This window comes from Pseudomonas sp. Fl5BN2 (assembly GCF_009908205.1).
GTDB lineage: Bacteria > Pseudomonadota > Gammaproteobacteria > Pseudomonadales > Pseudomonadaceae > Aquipseudomonas.
In genome coordinates this window covers 109,692-126,680 of record NZ_JAAARL010000005.1, presented here as the reverse complement: position 1 = coordinate 126,680, position 16,989 = coordinate 109,692, and the positions used below count along the sequence as shown (strand labels likewise).

General features: G+C 60.2%; 20 protein-coding genes and 1 pseudogene. 13 read left to right on the top strand and 8 right to left on the bottom strand.

Going from position 1 to position 16,989, the window contains the following annotated elements:
• Positions 1-370: 370 nt before the first annotated feature.
• The 3 genes and pseudogenes from GV819_RS33140 to GV819_RS08660 all read left to right on the top strand — a co-directional run.
• Positions 371-818, top strand: a pseudogene (locus GV819_RS33140) (RHS repeat domain-containing protein); the annotation flags it as partial.
• Between the two features lie 310 nt (positions 819-1,128).
• Positions 1,129-1,290 (top strand): hypothetical protein, encoded by a 162-nt coding sequence (locus tag GV819_RS08665; protein WP_161755536.1) that lies wholly within the window; start codon positions 1,129-1,131, stop codon positions 1,288-1,290.
• Positions 1,291-1,294: 4 nt separating this feature from the next.
• On the top strand, positions 1,295-1,789 hold the full coding sequence (locus tag GV819_RS08660; protein WP_178125108.1) for an Imm26 family immunity protein: 495 nt from the start codon (positions 1,295-1,297) through the stop codon (positions 1,787-1,789).
• Between the two features lie 276 nt (positions 1,790-2,065).
• On the opposite strand, the gene GV819_RS08655 is transcribed toward GV819_RS08660, so the two are convergent.
• The 5 genes from GV819_RS08655 to GV819_RS08635 all read right to left on the bottom strand — a co-directional run bounded on the left by GV819_RS08655 (position 2,066) and on the right by GV819_RS08635 (position 4,816).
• Complete coding sequence (locus GV819_RS08655; RefSeq protein WP_161755534.1) at positions 2,066-2,362, bottom strand: DUF1244 domain-containing protein; 297 nt, start codon at positions 2,360-2,362, stop codon at positions 2,066-2,068.
• Positions 2,363-2,444: 82 nt separating this feature from the next.
• Entirely contained in the window at positions 2,445-2,825 is a 381-nt protein-coding gene (gene folX, locus GV819_RS08650) for a dihydroneopterin triphosphate 2'-epimerase (protein ID WP_161755532.1), read from the bottom strand.
• Between the two features lie 2 nt (positions 2,826-2,827).
• Positions 2,828-3,388 (bottom strand): GTP cyclohydrolase I FolE, encoded by a 561-nt coding sequence (folE, locus tag GV819_RS08645; protein ID WP_161755530.1) that lies wholly within the window; start codon positions 3,386-3,388, stop codon positions 2,828-2,830.
• A 23-nt stretch (positions 3,389-3,411) separates the two neighbouring features.
• Positions 3,412-4,122 (bottom strand): dihydromonapterin reductase, encoded by a 711-nt coding sequence (gene folM / locus GV819_RS08640; protein ID WP_161755528.1) that lies wholly within the window; start codon positions 4,120-4,122, stop codon positions 3,412-3,414.
• 124 nt (positions 4,123-4,246) lie between these two features.
• Positions 4,247-4,816: an antibiotic biosynthesis monooxygenase gene (locus tag GV819_RS08635; RefSeq protein WP_161755526.1), complete on the bottom strand. Its 570-nt coding sequence runs from the start codon at positions 4,814-4,816 to the stop codon at positions 4,247-4,249.
• Between the two features lie 212 nt (positions 4,817-5,028).
• Between GV819_RS08635 and GV819_RS08630 the strand changes: the two genes are divergently transcribed.
• Positions 5,029-5,988: a MerR family transcriptional regulator gene (locus GV819_RS08630; protein WP_161755524.1), complete on the top strand. Its 960-nt coding sequence runs from the start codon at positions 5,029-5,031 to the stop codon at positions 5,986-5,988.
• Positions 5,989-6,006: 18 nt separating this feature from the next.
• On the opposite strand, the gene GV819_RS08625 is transcribed toward GV819_RS08630, so the two are convergent.
• A complete protein-coding gene (locus tag GV819_RS08625) occupies positions 6,007-6,612 on the bottom strand; it encodes a hypothetical protein (protein ID WP_161755522.1) in 606 nt (201 codons plus the stop codon).
• Positions 6,613-6,666: 54 nt separating this feature from the next.
• Positions 6,667-7,140, bottom strand: coding sequence for a PAS domain-containing protein (locus GV819_RS08620; RefSeq protein ID WP_161755520.1), 474 nt, complete (start codon positions 7,138-7,140; stop codon positions 6,667-6,669).
• A 154-nt stretch (positions 7,141-7,294) separates the two neighbouring features.
• Here GV819_RS08620 and GV819_RS08615 point away from each other — a divergent pair, with 154 nt between their 5' ends.
• Positions 7,295-7,750, top strand: coding sequence for a flavodoxin (locus GV819_RS08615; protein WP_161755518.1), 456 nt, complete (start codon positions 7,295-7,297; stop codon positions 7,748-7,750).
• Here the strand turns inward: GV819_RS08615 and GV819_RS08610 are convergent.
• On the bottom strand, positions 7,731-8,627 hold the full coding sequence (locus GV819_RS08610) for a LysR family transcriptional regulator (RefSeq protein ID WP_161755516.1): 897 nt from the start codon (positions 8,625-8,627) through the stop codon (positions 7,731-7,733). The genes GV819_RS08615 and GV819_RS08610 overlap by 20 nt on opposite strands.
• A 98-nt stretch (positions 8,628-8,725) precedes the next feature.
• On the opposite strand from GV819_RS08610, the gene GV819_RS08605 reads away from it, so the two are divergent.
• The 8 genes from GV819_RS08605 (at position 8,726) to GV819_RS08570 (ending at position 16,978) form a co-directional block, all read left to right on the top strand.
• Entirely contained in the window at positions 8,726-9,112 is a 387-nt protein-coding gene (locus GV819_RS08605; protein WP_161755514.1) for a CidA/LrgA family protein, read from the top strand.
• Positions 9,102-9,788, top strand: coding sequence for an LrgB family protein (locus GV819_RS08600; RefSeq protein WP_161755512.1), 687 nt, complete (start codon positions 9,102-9,104; stop codon positions 9,786-9,788). Before GV819_RS08605 ends, GV819_RS08600 begins: the two co-directional genes overlap by 11 nt.
• 144 nt (positions 9,789-9,932) lie before the next feature.
• Complete coding sequence (locus tag GV819_RS08595) at positions 9,933-10,715, top strand: class II aldolase/adducin family protein (RefSeq protein ID WP_161755510.1); 783 nt, start codon at positions 9,933-9,935, stop codon at positions 10,713-10,715.
• Positions 10,715-11,617: an alpha/beta fold hydrolase gene (locus GV819_RS08590; RefSeq protein ID WP_161755508.1), complete on the top strand. Its 903-nt coding sequence runs from the start codon at positions 10,715-10,717 to the stop codon at positions 11,615-11,617. Before GV819_RS08595 ends, GV819_RS08590 begins: the two co-directional genes overlap by 1 nt.
• A 214-nt stretch (positions 11,618-11,831) precedes the next feature.
• Positions 11,832-12,743 carry an SDR family oxidoreductase gene (locus GV819_RS08585; RefSeq protein ID WP_161755506.1) on the top strand — a complete coding sequence of 304 codons (912 nt, stop codon included), beginning with the start codon at positions 11,832-11,834 and terminating at the stop codon, positions 12,741-12,743.
• A 184-nt stretch (positions 12,744-12,927) separates the two neighbouring features.
• Complete coding sequence (locus tag GV819_RS08580) at positions 12,928-13,287, top strand: hypothetical protein (protein WP_161755504.1); 360 nt, start codon at positions 12,928-12,930, stop codon at positions 13,285-13,287.
• A gap of 499 nt (positions 13,288-13,786) precedes the next feature.
• Complete coding sequence (locus tag GV819_RS08575; RefSeq protein WP_161755502.1) at positions 13,787-15,586, top strand: DUF1302 domain-containing protein; 1,800 nt, start codon at positions 13,787-13,789, stop codon at positions 15,584-15,586.
• A gap of 24 nt (positions 15,587-15,610) precedes the next feature.
• On the top strand, positions 15,611-16,978 hold the full coding sequence (locus GV819_RS08570; protein ID WP_161755499.1) for a DUF1329 domain-containing protein: 1,368 nt from the start codon (positions 15,611-15,613) through the stop codon (positions 16,976-16,978).
• The last annotated feature ends 11 nt before the right edge of the window (positions 16,979-16,989 follow it).

Genomic DNA, 16,989 nt, shown 5'->3' with positions numbered 1-16,989 from the left:
CCTTTTTTTAAGGGCATTTCGATTCACTGACCGCTCTTGCGAAGCAGGTTTGGTAGGGAGAGATTGACCGTTCTTAATTTTTCGCACGGATTTGAGATTTGATCGGGTCGTGGCTTTTTGCCTTTTATGCGCACTTTCCGCCGGTTCCTGATGAGTAAAATGGCCAAATCCTCGAAGAACAGCCCTGAAAGCCCCACCCCATACAGCTTAAGTCACTCATGGCATGGTTCCTGGGTGCGGTGAGAGCACCCGCCGGGTGATTTTGCCCATTGGCGACCCTCATTTATGTAAGCAAGGAGAGCCTCCAAGGCAACCTCAGCGGCAGCGGCAAATGGCAGTTCGACAACCGCCCGGACAACCGCATCCTGGTTACGACACCTGGGCCAATCTCAGTGAAAAAAGCAGTGTTGCCGGGGGCATGCAACGCTTTCACTACGACAGTGAAAACCGCCTGATCAGAGCGGAAACCTGGCAAGGATTGCGCCTGCTACAGGAACAGCAGCCGCGATTACACAGCCTGTACCTCTACGAACCCGGCAGCTACGCTCCGATGGCCCGTATTGACAGCGACCCCAAACAACCGGAACAGGAAGCCCGCCACTACTACTTCCACACTGACCAGATCGGCACCCCCCCAAGAAATGACCGACGCCGACGGCCATGTGGTGTCGCGTGCGTACTACAAAGCGTGGGGCGGTTTGGAGGCATTGTCACCGAACGTGGTGGAACAGAACCTGCGGTTCAAGGGGCAATACCACGACCGCGAAACCGGGCTGTACTACAACACGTTCCGGTACTACGACCCTGCGGTGGGGAGGGGTTTCATGGTGATAAAGCATCTAATGGAATATTTTTACCTAGCGCCGAGGAACTGGCCAGCCAGACGCGGCTACCAGCACATTGGACAAGCCATCAACTGCAACGCTGAAGGTACGATATTGCTCGAGGATGAGGTCTATGCGACTGACCATAGAAGCATGGCTCAGGTTAGAAACTTATTTCGGAGGCCCAGTACCTAGAAGAACTGGGGAGCACTTAGAAACTGGTCGGCTAGGTGGCAGTACTGGCTTAATCCACTTAGGTGGAAGTATCAAATATGGCCAGGCTAGAGGTTGTGAATAGATTTCTATGGATAAGTTCAAGACCAGAGCAGGATCTATTGGCAAGGAAGTGTCGCCAATAAACCGAGGAGATAAGCACGCTTTATTTGATGATGGCGAACTGAGCCAAGAGTCGCTGCGTTTAAAGACGCTTGCGATAGCAAAAAAGGTATTTCAAAAGCAGGGGTAAGAGGATGTTGCTGAGCAATTTTAAACATTGGGGTTGGGATAGTAAGAAACGAACAATGCTTAGATTCATTAAGCCAGGTGATATATTTTGCTTTCAAATATCAAATGATAAATTTGGATTTGGTCGAATCATATCGAAGGTAAGCATCGGTCACTCCGCAGAAATATTTGATTGCTTTTCGCCCAGGCCATGCTTGCACGACATATTTCCATTTATCTCAAGCAAAGCCACTTTTCCTTTAGTGTTGGATTCGTATAGTTTGTTCGACAAAAAAATCTCTGGCGAGTGGAGAATTATTGGTCATCAAATCGATATGCCACCCAATAACTTCGAAGGCATATATTTTGTTTGCGGCACCTCAGGTGGACGAAAAAAAGTTGACATGTTTGGCAATGCTTGCGACGTATCAGACAAGAAGTCTGATGACTACCCGCCATACATGCCTAAAAATCACTATCACGTAATGAATATGCTTTCTCTTTTGAATCAGCATCATTGATATGTTTCAAACTAGGGAAGCTCCGATCAACCCACGGCGAGCGTTCTGTCAGTCGAAACGACAACGACTTTCGACATTACTTAGCGTAGAAAGGCCCGTCCTGCGTCGTCGGGCTTTTCAGCCCAGTACCCAACATGACACGCGCAACTCGCCCCTACTCTGATGAATCGAAAATCCTATCGAAAGGACTCAGAGTCAGAGGCGTAAGCCATAGCGTCTGAGGCTATTTAACTCCTTGTTTGTAAAGCGAGCCTGTAGTTAACACTTAGCAAGCGCCTAATCATGAGGCTTTCCTTTGGCGAACGCCGCTTGCTGCTCGGCGCTGGCTTCTTTCTGGTAGAGATTTTTCCATTCGGCGTAGGGCATGCCGTACACCACTTCACGGGCGTCATCGAGGGTGACTTCGATCTGACGCTCATCGGCCTCGGCCTTGTACCACTTGGACAGGCAGTTACGGCAGAACCCGGCAAGGTTCATCAGGTCGATGTTCTGCACGTCCTTGCGGCTGTCCAGATGTGCCACCAGGCGGCGAAAGGCCGCGGCTTCGAGTTCCAGGCGTTGTTGTTCGGTCATGGGGTCTCTCCGAGACAGCGGCCAGCTGCAAGCCGCAAAAAGATGCGCTTGAAGCGTGTTGCTGGCTGTTTTTGGCTGTTCTTTATGCTTTATCCCGGCTGGCCGCTAGGGTGATCGACACCGATTCGGCAAAGCGCAGGGCGTGGGGTTTATCGACTTCGACTTCGGCGTATTGCACCGAAGCGTTGCTCATCACCAGGTCCAGCAGCTCCTGGGTCAGGCGCTCCAGCAGGGCGAAGCGGTTGCCTTCGACGTGGGCGATGATCGCCTTGGTAATGGTGCGGTAGTTCAGCGCGTGATCTATGTCGTTGTCGCGCACCGCATCCTGGGCGGCATACAGGATGGTCAGGTTGATCAGCACATCCTGCTTGTTGAGGATCTCTTCCTCGTTGATTCCGATGTAGGTCCGCAGGAGCAGGTCCTTGACTCGGATGCGAGCCATTCCTGGCTGAAGTTGTGGCATTACTACTTGCTCCGTCCAATCAATTGCAGGAATTCCTGGCGTGTGGTGCTCGACTCGCGAAAGGCGCCGAGCATCACCGAGGTATGCATGGTGGAATTCTGTTTCTCGACGCCGCGCATCATCATGCACATGTGCTTGGCCTCGATCACCACCGCGACGCCTGCGGCCTGGGTTACGGCCTGTACCGCGTCGGCGATATCCCGGGTGAGATTTTCCTGGATCTGCAGGCGTCTGGCGAACATATCGACAATCCGCGCGATCTTCGACAGCCCGAGCACCTTGCCGGTAGGAATATAAGCCACATGGGCCTTGCCGATGAAGGGCAGCAGGTGATGTTCGCACAGGGAATACAGCTCGATGTCGGCGACGATCACCATTTCATCGCTGTCGGAGGCGAACAGTGCACCGTTGACGATGTCCTCCACCGATTGGCTGTAGCCATGACACAGGTACTGCATGGCCTTGGCCGCGCGCTTGGGCGTGTCGAGCAAACCTTCGCGCTCGGGGTCTTCGCCGAGGCCCTTGAGGATCTCGCGGTAGTGCTGGGGCAGGGAAAGGCTCATGCAGGGTCCTCGCGGGGGGCGGCTTACTTGAGGTGCCGCCCGCCGTTAACGGTCAGGGTGGTGCCGGTGACATAGGGGTTGTCCAGCAGATAGCGCAGGCTCTGGTAGATCACTTCGCTGCCGGGTTCGATGCCCAGCGCGGATTTGGCCAGGGCCTTGGCGCGGTATGCCGCGTCGTCGTCGGGGTTGAACAATAGCAGGGCCGGAGCGATGCCGTTGACCTTGATTGTCGGGGCGTATTTTGCCGCGAAGGACAAGGTCAGGCTGTCCAGCCCGGCTTTGCTGGCGCAGTAGGCGATGTGCTTGCTGCTGCCTTTGCGGGTCACGTCGTCGCTAATGTGGATGATGTCTGCCGGGCTCGAACGTTGCAGCAGTTCGGCGCAGTGCAGGTTGATCAGGTAGGGCGCGAGCATGTGCACGCTGAACATCCGGGTGAAGGCGGCGCTTTCCTGGTCGGGGCTTTCCTCCAGCCACTCCGAGGCGTTGTGGACGATGGCCCGCAAACAGTCGGTGTGGTTTTTCACCTCGTTGATCAGGGCCAGGATTGCACCTTCGCTGGAGAGGTCGGCGAACAGCAGCGTCGCGCCTTTGTCACGCAGGGTTTGCAGGCCGGGGCGTTCGCTGCGGTAGGTGACGATCACCGACTGCCCGTCTTCCAGCAGGCGCAGGGCGCAGTGCAGGCCGATACGCTGGCTGGCACCCGTGATCAGGATCGGGGCGGTAGAGGTGTTCATGGAGTGCTCGCGTCGCGGATAGAGCAAAACTATACCAGTGGGTGAGGCCCTGTGCCTGCTGGTCAGGGCTTCGCTGGCAAGTCAGTTCCTGCACGGGGTGTGCCGGAGCCGGCTTGCCGGAGAATCACCGATTCTGCGTCGAGGGCGCTGCGGGTAGCGGGCGAGCCGGGGTGTTGTTCAGCCAGTTGGCCAGCAGCCGGGTGGACAGTGGAATGAAGAGATAGACCATCAGTGGGGTCAGCGCCAAGGTGCTGACGAACACCCTGGGTAGCAGGCTCAGGTCGCTGAGCAAAGGGCCGAGGACGAAGTTGAACAGAAGCGACACCGGGAAGAATGCCAGCCAGATGGCCACGGCCTGCTTCCAGCGCGGTGGCCGCTGTCCGGCGGCACCGAACCAGCCGTCGATGCCACTGACCCGGTGTTCCGACGGGTGGGCAAACAGGTCGCTGCCCCGGGCCAGCCAGGCGGTACGCGAGGCGGAGTGTTCCCAGGTGTGCAGGGTGTGTTCGTCGGCGAAGCGGAAGATGATCTGGAATTCGTCATCGTCGGGCGGTGGCGCAAGGACACCAGAACCCAGGTAGCCGGGAAAGTCGGTGGCCAGTTGTTCGCCTTCGCGCAGCCAGGCGATCAGGTCCTGGTAACGGCCGTCGGCAACGCGCCGGGCAACCATCAGGGTGACGGGTGAGGTAGACATTATGTATCTCCGTAAAACCAATGCGCGGCCTGGGTAAGACCGTCGCTTGACGTGGCACCGGGGTAGTGGCGCCGCGTCTGATGCAAGCAAGGATTATTCCTGATTGGCGCGTACGTACCAATGACAGCGGTCGGTTTTTCTCGCGCTTGAAGCATCGGCACCTGGGGGGAGTAGAATGGTCGCCACTTTGTTTCTCGGTGTTTTCTCCCCAGATGCCCGTCATTACTGAACTTGCCCCTGTCGCTCAGGCCCCTGACCCCGCCCGTCAGGATGAGTTGTTTCCGATCCGTGAGGTGGCGCGCCTGACCGGTATCAACCCAGTGACCCTGCGGGCCTGGGAACGACGCTATGGTCTGATTCAACCGACACGCACCGAAAGCGGGCATCGCCTGTACTCCATGCACGATGTTGAGGCAGTGCGGGAGATCCTCGGCTGGATCGAGCGCGGTGTGGCGGTGAGCAAGGTCGGCAAGATCATGGCCAAGAGTCGGGCCGCCCAGGCTCAGGCCAGGGCCCCGGTGGATGATGGCCTGCAAGGTGAATACGGCCAGTGGCGTGATCAGTTGAAACTGGCGGTGAGCGCTTTCGATGAGCAGCAGCTGGAGCGCCTCTATGGGCAGATCTTTTCCAGCTATGCCTTGCCTGTGGTGTTCCAGGACATCTTCCTGCCGTTCTGGAGGCAACTGCTGCAGGATCAGAACGCCTTTGGCCAGACCAGCGAATGGTTGTTCCTGGACAGTTTTCTAAGGGCGCGGATCACCCAGCGGCTGTTGTTGCAGCGGACCACCCAGAGCCGGCAGTTACTGCTGACGGCGCTCAACCAGCAGTGTCGCGAGCTGGAATTGCTGGTGACGGCGCTGATGCTCGGGCATGACCAACTCGGTGTGCGCCTGCTGGGGCCGGGAGCGCCGCTGGATGAGCTGACCCTGGTCTGTGAAAAGCTCAAGCCGGTCGCCCTCGTGGTGTTTTCTAATCACGCCCCGACGGCTGAATTGCCCAAGCGTCTCAAGCGTCTGGCGCTGACCCTGGATTGTCCGTTGATGCTCGCCGGCAGTGCGGCGGATTTGGCTCAGGACAGTCTTGTCGGTTCGCCGGTGGCCTGCCTGGGTAACGAGGGGCGTTTGATGCAGCAACGCCTGCGGCAGTTTCTCAGCGGTGGCCTGGATACCTGAAGCCACTGGAACGTGGCTTCAAGTGTGCAAGGCGGGGTGCGTGTGGCGGTGCTGCTGGAGGATGAACTGGCGCAGGCGCTCAGTTTCCTCCTCATCACTCTGATCCAGGCGATAGGCGTAGAAACCCGCTTCGGTCTGACGTTCGAAGCGCCCATGCAGGGCAATCCGCTCATACCCCGAAGGGCTGAACCAGAGGCCGAACTGCTTCGGTGGCCGGGTACGGTTGCGGATCTCCAGCAACACCCCTTTGAACGATACTTCACGTACCCACAGGCGCCCGGGCTGGCCCTTGACGTTCTCCAGCGCCACTGGTTCCTCCAGCGCCAGGCGCCAGGGCCGGACCATGGGCCCGTCCTCGAAGATGCTCGGCACCCCCAGGCGCAGATGCAGGGCATGGAACTCATCTTCCACCAGCTGCAGCGGGAACGTCATCTGCTGATTGTCGAAATGCGCCTGGAGCGTGACCTTCTCGCTGGCCGCCAGCCGGGTCAACAGATCACGGATCTGCGAGCCGCCATTGACCAGCAGGCTCGATGTGGCATCGCGCACATTGAGCTGCGGGTTGTGCTGCATGGTCTGGATGAAGTCCAGTTCATCCTGAGTGAGGAGGGAGTCACGCTGCATGATGTTGCTCGAGGGGTGGGAAGACAAATCGGCGGGGAGTATCCCTACAGACCATTAAACCTGTGACTTGTTAGAGCCGTTGGTCGCCTTGAGAGCGGCCAGTTCGGCCTGCACGTCGGCCAGCTGTTGTTCGATCTGGAGCAGACGTTGCTGGGCCTTGATCTGGATGCTGACGTCTTTTTGCACACCAATGAAATAGGTCAGTTGATCACTGTCGTTGAACACTGGGGTGATCGACAGCTCGTTCCAGAAGTGGCTGCCATCCTTGCGGTAGTTGCGCAGCACTTCACGGCACGGCTGGCCTTGGCTCAGGGCCAGGCGAATTCTTTCCAGCCCCGGCTGGTCACGGTCCCCGGACTGCAGGAAGCGGCAGTCCTGGTACAGCACGTCGTCGGCGCTGTAGCCGGTCAATCGCTCGAAAGCCGGGTTGACGTAAATCACGATGTTGTCTTCGCCTTCCTGTTCGGCGACCACAATCCCGTCGTTGGAGGCGTTGATCATCCGTTGCAGCAGATGAGCGTTGATCATCCTGAAGTTCCGCTATCGATCAGCAAGTGCTGGATTCTAAGGCATGTTGGCACGCTGTCCACCGGCGCTTTTCAGGGCCCGCAGCAGCAGAAACGGGATTTTACTCCGTAGCTGTTAATATCCCAGTCTTTTAGTCAGCTTCAGGAACAGATTGATGAAAGTCGCCATCCTTTCCGGCTCGGTATACGGCACGGCTGAAGACGTCGCCCGGCACGCCGCCAAGCTCCTCAACGCCGCAGGTTTCGAGGCCTGGCACAACCCGCGGGCAACCCTGGTCGACGTCCAGGACTTTGCTCCGCAGGCGCTGCTGGCGGTGACCTCGACCACCGGCATGGGCGAGCTTCCGGATAACCTGCTGCCTTTGTATTCGACCATTCGCGATCAATTGCCGGCCGCCTGGCGCGGTTTGCCGGGGGCAGTGATCGGTCTTGGGGATTCCAGTTACGGCGATACCTTCTGCGGCGGTGGCGAGCAGCTGCGTGAACTGTTCGCCGAGCTGGGGGTGCAGGAAGTGCTGCCGATGCTGCGCCTGGACGCCAGCGAAAGCGTGACCCCGGAAACCGACGCCGAGCCTTGGCTGGCCGAGCTGATCAGCGCCCTGCGGGGCTGACCGGCTGTTCCCGTAGCAGCGCGAGCCAGGCTTGCGCTGCCTTGGACAGATAGGCGCCCTGGCGCCAGATGAAGGCGATGTCCCAGCGCAGGTAGTCCGGCGCCTTCAGCGTCAGGCGCACCACCCCTGGCCGCACCAGGCCGCGGGCCACCACACTGGGCAGCAACACCACGCCCTGGCCGGCGGCCACCAGTGCCGCGAGAAAGTCCGCCTGACCGCTGCGTCCGCTTTCCTTGGGGGTAAAGCCCGCCTGCTGGCAGGCCTGGAGCAGACGGTCATTGAGCACAAAACTGCGTTGATACAAGAGGAAGGGCGTATCCGCCAGTTCCTCCAGGCGCACCTGGGCGTTCATCGCCAGGGGATGATCGGCGGGCAGCAAGGCATCCAGCGGTTCATCACAGAAAGACTGATAGGCAAACGCCGGGTCCTTGGGGGTCAGGCTGCCCCCCAGTTCCAGTTCGCCACTACGTACCGCCTGCTCGATATTCAGGCTACCGCCTTCGAGCAATTGCACCTGGATGTTCGGATAGCGTCGTCGGTATTCGGCAAAGCGGCTGGCGAACAGCGCGTCACTGCCCAGCAGCGGCAGGCCCAGGCGCAGCTCACCCCGGGCCAATTGGCTCAAGTCATCCAGTTCGCTGAGCAGTTCGTTGCGCAGGCGCAGCATGCCCTCGGCCCGTTGCAGCACCACGCTGCCGGTGGCAGTGAGGTGGATGTGCGAGCCCTGGCGCTCCAGCAGGGGCGTGCCGAGGCTCTGTTCCAGCTGGGCGATCTGTTTGCTGACTGCCGACTGGCTGATGTGCAGGGTTTTGGCCGCCTGGGTGAAGCCGCCCTGGCGGATCACCTCGACGAAGCTGCGCAGTTGTTTGAAATCCATGATTGGAATTCCAGATTGGAATGGTTCCAAGTCTAACAATTCGCTTTGGTGATGATGGGGCTTTTCATAAAATAGGTCCCTGAGAGGACTGAATCATCATGAACATTGCCACCTGCAAACGCCTGGGCCGCCTGATCCTTGAACTGGCGGTACTGCTGGCGATCTATTTTCTCGGCTGCCAACTGGCCGCCTGGTTGCCCTGGCCGATTCCCGGTGGGGTCGTCGGCCTGGCGCTGTTGCTGCTGGCCTTTGCCCTGGGCTGGGTCAAGCCGGCGGCGCTGCAACTGGGCGCCGGCCTGCTGATGGCGGAGATGCTGCTGTTCTTCATCCCGGCGTTGATGAGCCTGCTGGACTACGGCGGCTTGTTACGCCAGGAAGGCGGGCGGATTTTGCTGGTGATCGGTATCAGCACCTTGTTGGTGATGCTGGTGACCGCGCTGACCGTGGAGTGGGTGTGCCGCTGGAGGATGCGCCATGAAGCTTGAACTGATGCCGATGTTCTGGCTGGCCCTGACCCTGGCTGCGTACCTGTTCAGCCGCTGGATCTACCGGCGCACCGGACGTTACCTGCTATCGCCGCTGATCCTGGTGCCGGCCCTGTTGTTGGCGATTGCCGTGCCGTTGCACACCGCCTATGCCGAGTACGCCGCCAATACCCACTGGCTAATGCTGGTTCTGGGGCCGGTAACCGTGGCCTTCGCCATTCCCATCTGGCAGCAGCGGCAGTTGTTGATGCGCCACTGGTCGGCATTGTTGCTGGGCATGCTGGCGGGTAGCGCAGCGTCCATCGGCAGCTCCTTCGGCCTGGCCAAGGCCCTGGCCCTGGACAGCTCGGTGGCCCTGTCGCTGGTGCCGCGCTCCATCACCACGCCTTTCGCCATGCCGCTGGCCCATGACCTGGGGGGTGTTCCCGAGTTGACTGCGGTGTTCGTGATGTTCACCGGGGTGTTCGGCGCGATGCTCGGTGGCGTGCTGCTGCGCTGGCTGCCTTTGCGCAGTGCCCTGGCGCGGGGGGCGTTGTTCGGCGTCGGTGCCCATGGCGCCGGGGTCAGCCGGGCCCATGAAGTGGGCGGTGAAGAAGGCTCGGTGGCGGGCCTGGTGATGGTCCTCACCGGGCTCCTGAACCTGTTTGCCGCGCCTTTGCTGGCGTCGGTACTTTGACGTAAACCCGCGCGCCAGAGCCCGGTTCCGGGCTGACCCGTTCGGTCATCAAGCTGGCTGCCAATGCAACGTCACCCGGGGCGCAGTCTGTCTAGACTCTGAAGGTCCTCTTAGCCAATAAGAACCATCACCGAGGTCTTTGTCGTGAGCCTAGCCCCCGTTCAACCGACACCGAGTTTAAAAAACCAGGTCAGCGCCACTGAGTGGCAAACCCGCCTGGACCTGGCTGCCTGTTATCGCCTGGTGGCGATGCATGGCTGGGACGATCTGATCTTCACCCATATTTCCGCCAAGGTGCCAGGCACCGAAGATTTCCTGATCAACCCGTTCGGCATGATGTTTCACGAGATCACCGCCTCCAGCCTGGTGAAGGTCGATCAGGCCGGTAACAAGTTGATGGACAGCCCCTACGAGATCAACCCGGCCGGCTACACGATTCACAGTGCCGTGCACGCGGTGCGTCACGATGTGTCCTGTGTGCTGCACACCCACACCGCCGCCGGGGTCGCGGTATCGGCACAGAAGCAAGGCGTGTTGCCCATCAGTCAGCAGTCGCTGTTCGTGCTTTCGAGCCTGGGCTATCACCCCTATGAAGGCGTGGCCCTGAACCCCGAGGAAAAGCTGCGGCTACAGGCCGACCTGGGGGCCAACAGCTTTCTGATGTTGCACAACCACGGCTTGCTCACGTGTGGCGCGAGCATCGCCGATACCTTTCTGATGATGTTCATCTTCCAGCGCACCTGTGAGATCCAGGTACTGGCGCAGAACGGCGGTGCCGAGCTGATTGCCATTCCCACGCCGATCCTGGCCGGGGCCAAGGCGATGATTGCCGGAGTCACCCGCAGTGCCCAGGGTATGGGCGGCGTATTGGCTTGGCCGGCCCTGCTGCGCAAACTCGATCAACTCGACCCGGGTTATAAACTCTGATGCCTATCGCCGAGATTCCTCTGAGTGTGTGGCGCAAGCGCGGGCAGGATTTCGTGTTCCACGGCCAGCCCATTCGTTACTGGGTGGCGGGGCAGGGAGAACCGCTGCTGTTGATCCACGGTTTCCCCACGGCCAGTTGGGACTGGCATTACCTGTGGCAACCTCTGGCGCGGCGTTATCAGGTGATCGCCTGCGACATGCTCGGTTTCGGCGACTCGGCCAAGCCCCTGGAGCACGACTACAGCCTGTTGGAGCAGGCAGACTTGCAGCAGGCACTGCTGGCCCACCTGGGCATTGCCGAGCCCGTGCACCTGTTGGCCCATGACTATGGCGACAGTGTCGCCCAGGAACTGCTCGCCCGGCACTACGAGGAGCGGATCGAGATTGCCAGTTGCGTGTTCCTCAATGGTGGCCTGTTTCCGGAAACCCATCGCCCGGTACTGACCCAGAAGCTGTTGCTCAGTCCTCTGGGCTGGATGCTCGGGCGCGCGTTCAGCCGCCAGGGGCTGGCGAAAAGCTTCCGGCAGATCTTCGGTTCCCATACTCGCCCCAGCGAGACGGTCCTGGATGACTTCTGGAGCCTGGTGCAAAGCAATAACGGGCCACGCATCCTGCACAAGTTGATTGCCTATATCCCCGAACGCCGGGTCCAGCGCGAACGCTGGGTCAGTGCCATGCTGCGCGGCGAGGTGCCGCTGCGGGTGATCGATGGTGCCCAGGACCCGATCTCCGGGGCGCACATGGTGGAGCGTTATCGACAGTTGATTGCCCAGCCGGACACGGTGCTGCTCCCGGGAATTGGCCATTACCCGCAGATCGAGGCGCCGTTGCTGGTACTCAAGCATTACCTGGGGTTTCGCGACAACCTGCTGTTGCCGTCCCGTCAGGCGGTGGGTTCCTGAGCGAACCCCAGGGCCCCGCCGTGGCCCTGTGAGTGCATGCACCATCGCCACAGGGGGCCGTGCCATGTCCTCGGTTGAGCGGCGGTCTTGAGCGGACGCGCCGATTATCCCGCTGTCTTATTGCGCACCATTCAGGTCCAGGCGTTTTTATTGTGACCGCCGGCCGGCTGCCTGACACTCGACCCATTGTCCATTGGCCCTGCTGGAGTTCGGTATGAGTGAGTCTGTGCGCTTGGAAGATAGAGTGGTGATCGTTACCGGAGCCGGCGGTGGCCTGGGGCGGGCCCATGCGCTGCTGTTCGCCCGGCATGGCGCCAAGGTGCTGGTCAATGACCTGGGCGGCTCGACCCAGGGTGAAGGTGCCAGCGCTTCAGCGGCGGATCGTGTGGTGGCACAAATCCGCGAGGCCGGTGGTATCGCCGAGGCCAACCATGATTCGGTCACCGATGGCGAAAAGATCGTGCAGAACGCCCTGGATGTCTTTGGTCGGGTCGACGTGCTGGTCAACAACGCTGGAATCCTGCGGGACAAGACCTTCCACAAGATGGACCACAGCGATTGGGACCTGGTGTACCGGGTGCATGTCGAAGGTGCCTACAAGGTCACTCGCGCCGCTTGGCCGCACCTGCGGGACCAGGCTTATGGGCGGGTGATCTTCACCGCCTCCACCTCGGGTATCTACGGCAACTTCGGGCAAGCCAACTACGGCATGGCCAAGTTGGGCCTGTACGGCCTGACCCGGACCCTGGCGATCGAGGGGCGCAAGAACAACATCCTGGTCAACGCCATCGCCCCCACCGGCGGCACGCGGATGACCGAGGGCCTGATTCCGCCGCAGGTGTTCGAGCAGCTCAAGCCGGAGTTGGTGAGCCCCCTGGTGGTGTACCTGGGCAGCGAGCAGTGCCAGGAAACCTCCGGTTTGTTCGAAGTGGGCGGTGGTTGGGTCGGCAAGGTGCGCTGGGAGCGCAGCCTGGGGGCCGGTTTCGATCCGCGCCAGGGCTTTTCCCCGGAGGACGTGGCAGCCCACTGGCAACAGATCTGTGATTTTGAGGGGGCTGCGCATCCCAAGGACAACATCGAAGCCTTGAAGGAGATGATGCAAAATCTGCAAAAGTACGCGCTCTGAGCGACTCGCCTATTGAGCCCCGGATCTTGTTGTCGGCTTGATCCTGGTGGTAGGTCAATGGCTTTCACCTCGGGCTGGCAAGCCTGGATTCAATGACGCGCCGGACCCTCAAGTCCGGCGGTTTTACTCCTGCGACGTTCGTCACTATGCTCGACGGTTATCGAACGAGAAGGGAGCGCTCTATATGTACGAGTCAAAAGACCAGCCGGTATTGTCGCGACTGCTGTTTATCCGACGACTGTGCATGCACGGTCTGGTGGTTGTGGCGCTGATTATCTTTTCGATTCTGCTGGGTATCAGCGGCTTGCTGTACTTCGAACAAGATATTTCCTTTCACGACGCGTTATATGACGCGGCGATGATCCTGGGCGGAATCGGCCCTATCAATATGCCGGAGACCCCCGGCGGCAAGCTATTTTTCGCCACTTACGGGCTTTACACCAACATGGTTTTTGCCGCCACCCTGGGTTTGATCCTGTCGCCCGTGGCGCATCGTCTGTTGCACAAGTTTCACTATGACGAAAGTGATGAAGACGCTGGCTGAGTGGAACTTCCTTGTTATATCCCAGGCATAAAAAAGGCCGCTGCAAGAGCAGCGGCCAAAGTAAGACGTTAGATCAAGGAGCTACAAAATCAACGTCAGTGAACCCGGGGTAGCGACTTGAACAAAACAACTTCAAGCCTGCTGGAAATCAGTTCCTGGAAAATACCCGACTCGATACTTTCAACGGGAGGGCGTCTGGCTGTTTGCCGTGACTGCGAGTGAAGAATAAGCCTTGGTTCGCTGCGGAAAAATAGCGATTCGGGACAAGGACTGTTGCAGTCTCAGTAACAGTCATCGTTGAAGGTCAGCGGACGACACAGGTAGCGCATCGATGTTCCTGATGGGCCTTTATCCAGCCCCTGGATACCCCTCTGAATCGTCCTCATGGCAAGGGCACTAATCCTTTTGGGCGACAACTCGAATACCTCCTTGGTGCGCTTATCGGCCGAGGTGCCCCGGCAGTAGGGTGAGGCTTCCTGTCACTCACCGGGGAAGACGCATGACAAGAATAACAATGCGCGCCATCTTCAAACCGCAGGCGCTGGCTGTCGCGGTGGCGCTGGGCTGCAGCGCCCAGGCGCAGGCGGTGTCGTTCAACATCGGGGAAATCGAAGGGCAGTTCGACTCGTCGTTATCGGTCGGTGCCAGTTGGGGCATGCGTGACGCCGACCGGGCCTTCGTCGGTACGGTCAATGGCGGCACCGCGCAGTCGTCCACCGGCGATGATGGCCGCTTGAATTTCAAGAAGGGCGAGACCTTCTCGAAGATCTTCAAGGGCCTGCACGACCTGGAACTCAAGTACGGCGACACCGGGGTCTTTGTGCGTGGCAAGTACTGGTACGACTTCGAATTGATGGATGACAGTCGTCCGTTCAAGCCCGTCAGCAACCACAATCGCAAGGAAGGCGCCAAGTCCTCGGGGGCGCAGATCCTCGACGCCTTCGTCTATCACAACTATTCCATTGCCAACCTGCCAGGCACCGTGCGTGCCGGCAAGCAGGTGGTCAGCTGGGGCGAGAGCACCTTTATCGGCAACTCGATCAACAGCATCAACCCGGTGGACGTCTCAGCCTTTCGCCGGCCCGGGGCCGAGATCAAGGAAGGCCTGGTGCCCGTCAACATGCTGTTCGCCTCCCAAGGCCTGACCAACCAGTTGACCGTCGAGGGCTTCTATCAGCTGGAGTGGGACCAGACCGTTGTGGACAACTGCGGGACCTTCTTCGGCAACGATGTGGTGGCTGATGGCTGCACCACCGGCTACACCGTCGGCAGCCCGGCGATCGCGCCCTTGCAACCGGTGGCCGCAGCCTTCGGCCAGGGTTTCCAGGTCACCCGTGAAGGGGTGATCCTGCCCCGGGGCGGTGACCGCGACGCCCGTGATTCCGGACAATGGGGTGCGGCCTTGCGCTGGCTTGGCGACGACACTGAGTACGGCTTGTACTTCATGAACTACCACTCCCGCAGCCCTGTAGTCAGCACCACCACGGCCAACGTGAGTCTGGCGACCCAGGGGGCGATTGGTGCCGCAGGTGCTGCGGCCGCTCCCAGCATTCCCGGTGCGGGCGCCAGCCTGGTACAAAGCGTGATGCTCGGCCGTGGCCAGTACTACCTTGAATACCCGGAAGACATCCGCCTGTACGGCGCCAGTTTCTCCACCACCCTGCCCACGGGCACTGCCTGGACTGGCGAGATCAGCTACCGGCCCAATGCACCGGTGCAGGTCAACACCAACGACCTGACTCTGGCCTTGCTCAACCCCATTGCCGGCGGCGCCGCTTCGCCGATCAAGAGCGCCATGGGCGCCGACAACACCGGCTACCGGCGCAAGGAAATCACCCAGATCCAGAGCTCCATGACCCAGTTCTTCGACCAGGTGCTGGGTGCCGATCGCCTGACCCTGGTGGGCGAGGCGGCGATTGTCCACGTCGGCGGCCTGGAAGACAAAAGCCAGCTGCGCTATGGGCGCGACTCGGTCTATGGCCAGTACGGTTATGGCGGCGACACGGGCGGCTTTGTCACCGCCACCTCCTGGGGCTATCGCGCCCGGGCCATCCTCGACTACAGCAACGTGATCGCCGGGATCAACTTCAAGCCCAACCTGTCCTGGTCCCATGACGTCAACGGCTATGGCCCCAACGGCCTGTTCAACCAGGGCGCCAAGGCCCTCAGCGTCGGCGTCGATGCCGACTATCGCAACACCTACACCGCCAGCCTCAGTTACACCGACTTCTTTGGTGGGCGCTACAACACCCTCACGGACCGTGACTTCCTCGCGTTGAGCTTCGGCGTGAACTTCTGAATCGGCATAAGAAGGACTACTTAAATGCGCAAGATGATTCTGCAATGCAGTGCCCTGGCGTTGGGGTTGTGGGCGGCCAACCTGATGGCGGCGGTGAGCCCGGAAGACGCGGCCAAGCTGGGCACCAGCCTGACGCCCCTGGGGGCGGAAAAGGCCGGCAACGCCGACGGCTCGATTCCGGCCTGGACCGGGGGTATCCCGAAGAATGCTGGTGCGGTGGACAGCAAGGGTTTTCTCGCCGACCCGTTCGCCAATGAAAAGCCGTTGTTCATCATCACTGCGGCCACGCTGGACAAGTACAAGGACAAGCTGTCTGAGGGGCAGGTGGCGATGTTCAAGCGCTACCCGGACAGCTATCGGATTCCGGTCTATCCGACCCATCGCAGCGTCGGCCTGCCGCCGGAGATCTACGAGTCGGCCAAGCGCAGCGCGCTGAATGTGACCACCACCAACGACGGCAACGGCTTGGCCAATTTCACCGGCAACCGCTATTACGCCTTTCCGATTCCCAAGAGCGGCATCGAAGTGCTGTGGAACCATCTGACCCGCTATCACGGCGGCAATCAGAAACGCATCGTCACCCAGGTCACGCCCCAGACCAATGGCAGCTACACCTCGATCCGTTTTGAAGAAGAGATCGCCGCGCCGCCGATGATCCCCGATCTGGACCCTGCCAAAGCGGCCAACGTGCTGAACTTCTTCAAACAGTCGGTGACCGCGCCGGCACGGCTGGCGGGCAACGTGCTGCTGGTCCACGAGACCCTGGACCAGGTCAAGGAACCGCGTTCGGCATGGATCTACAACGCTGGGCAGCGCCGCGTGCGCCGCGCTCCGCAGGTCGCCTACGACGGCCCGGGAACCGCTGCCGACGGGCTGCGCACATCGGACAACTTCGACATGTTTTCCGGCGCTCCTGATCGCTACGACTGGAAACTGGTGGGCAAGAAGGAGATGTACATCCCCTACAACAGCTACAAGCTGGACTCCCCGAGCCTCAAGTACGACGACATCATCAAGGCTGGCCACATCAACCAGGACCTGACCCGCTATGAGCTGCACCGGGTCTGGGAGTTGGTGGGTACGGTCAAGCCCAACCAGCGGCATATCTATGCCACCCGGCACATGTACATCGACGAGGACAGTTGGCAGGTGGCCCTGGTGGATCACTACGACGGCCGCGGCCAGCTGTGGCGGGTAGCCGAAGGCCATGCGCAGTACTACTACGACCACCAGGTGCCGGCCTACACCCTGGAAGCCCTGTACGACCTCAACGCCGGCCGCTACCTGGCCCTGGGCATGAAGAACGAGGAGAAGCGCAGCCTGGAGTTCGGTTTTGCCGCCAAGGCCGCCGACTATACCCCGGCCGCGTTGCGCGCCAGCGGGGTGCGCTAGCCTGCTGGCAG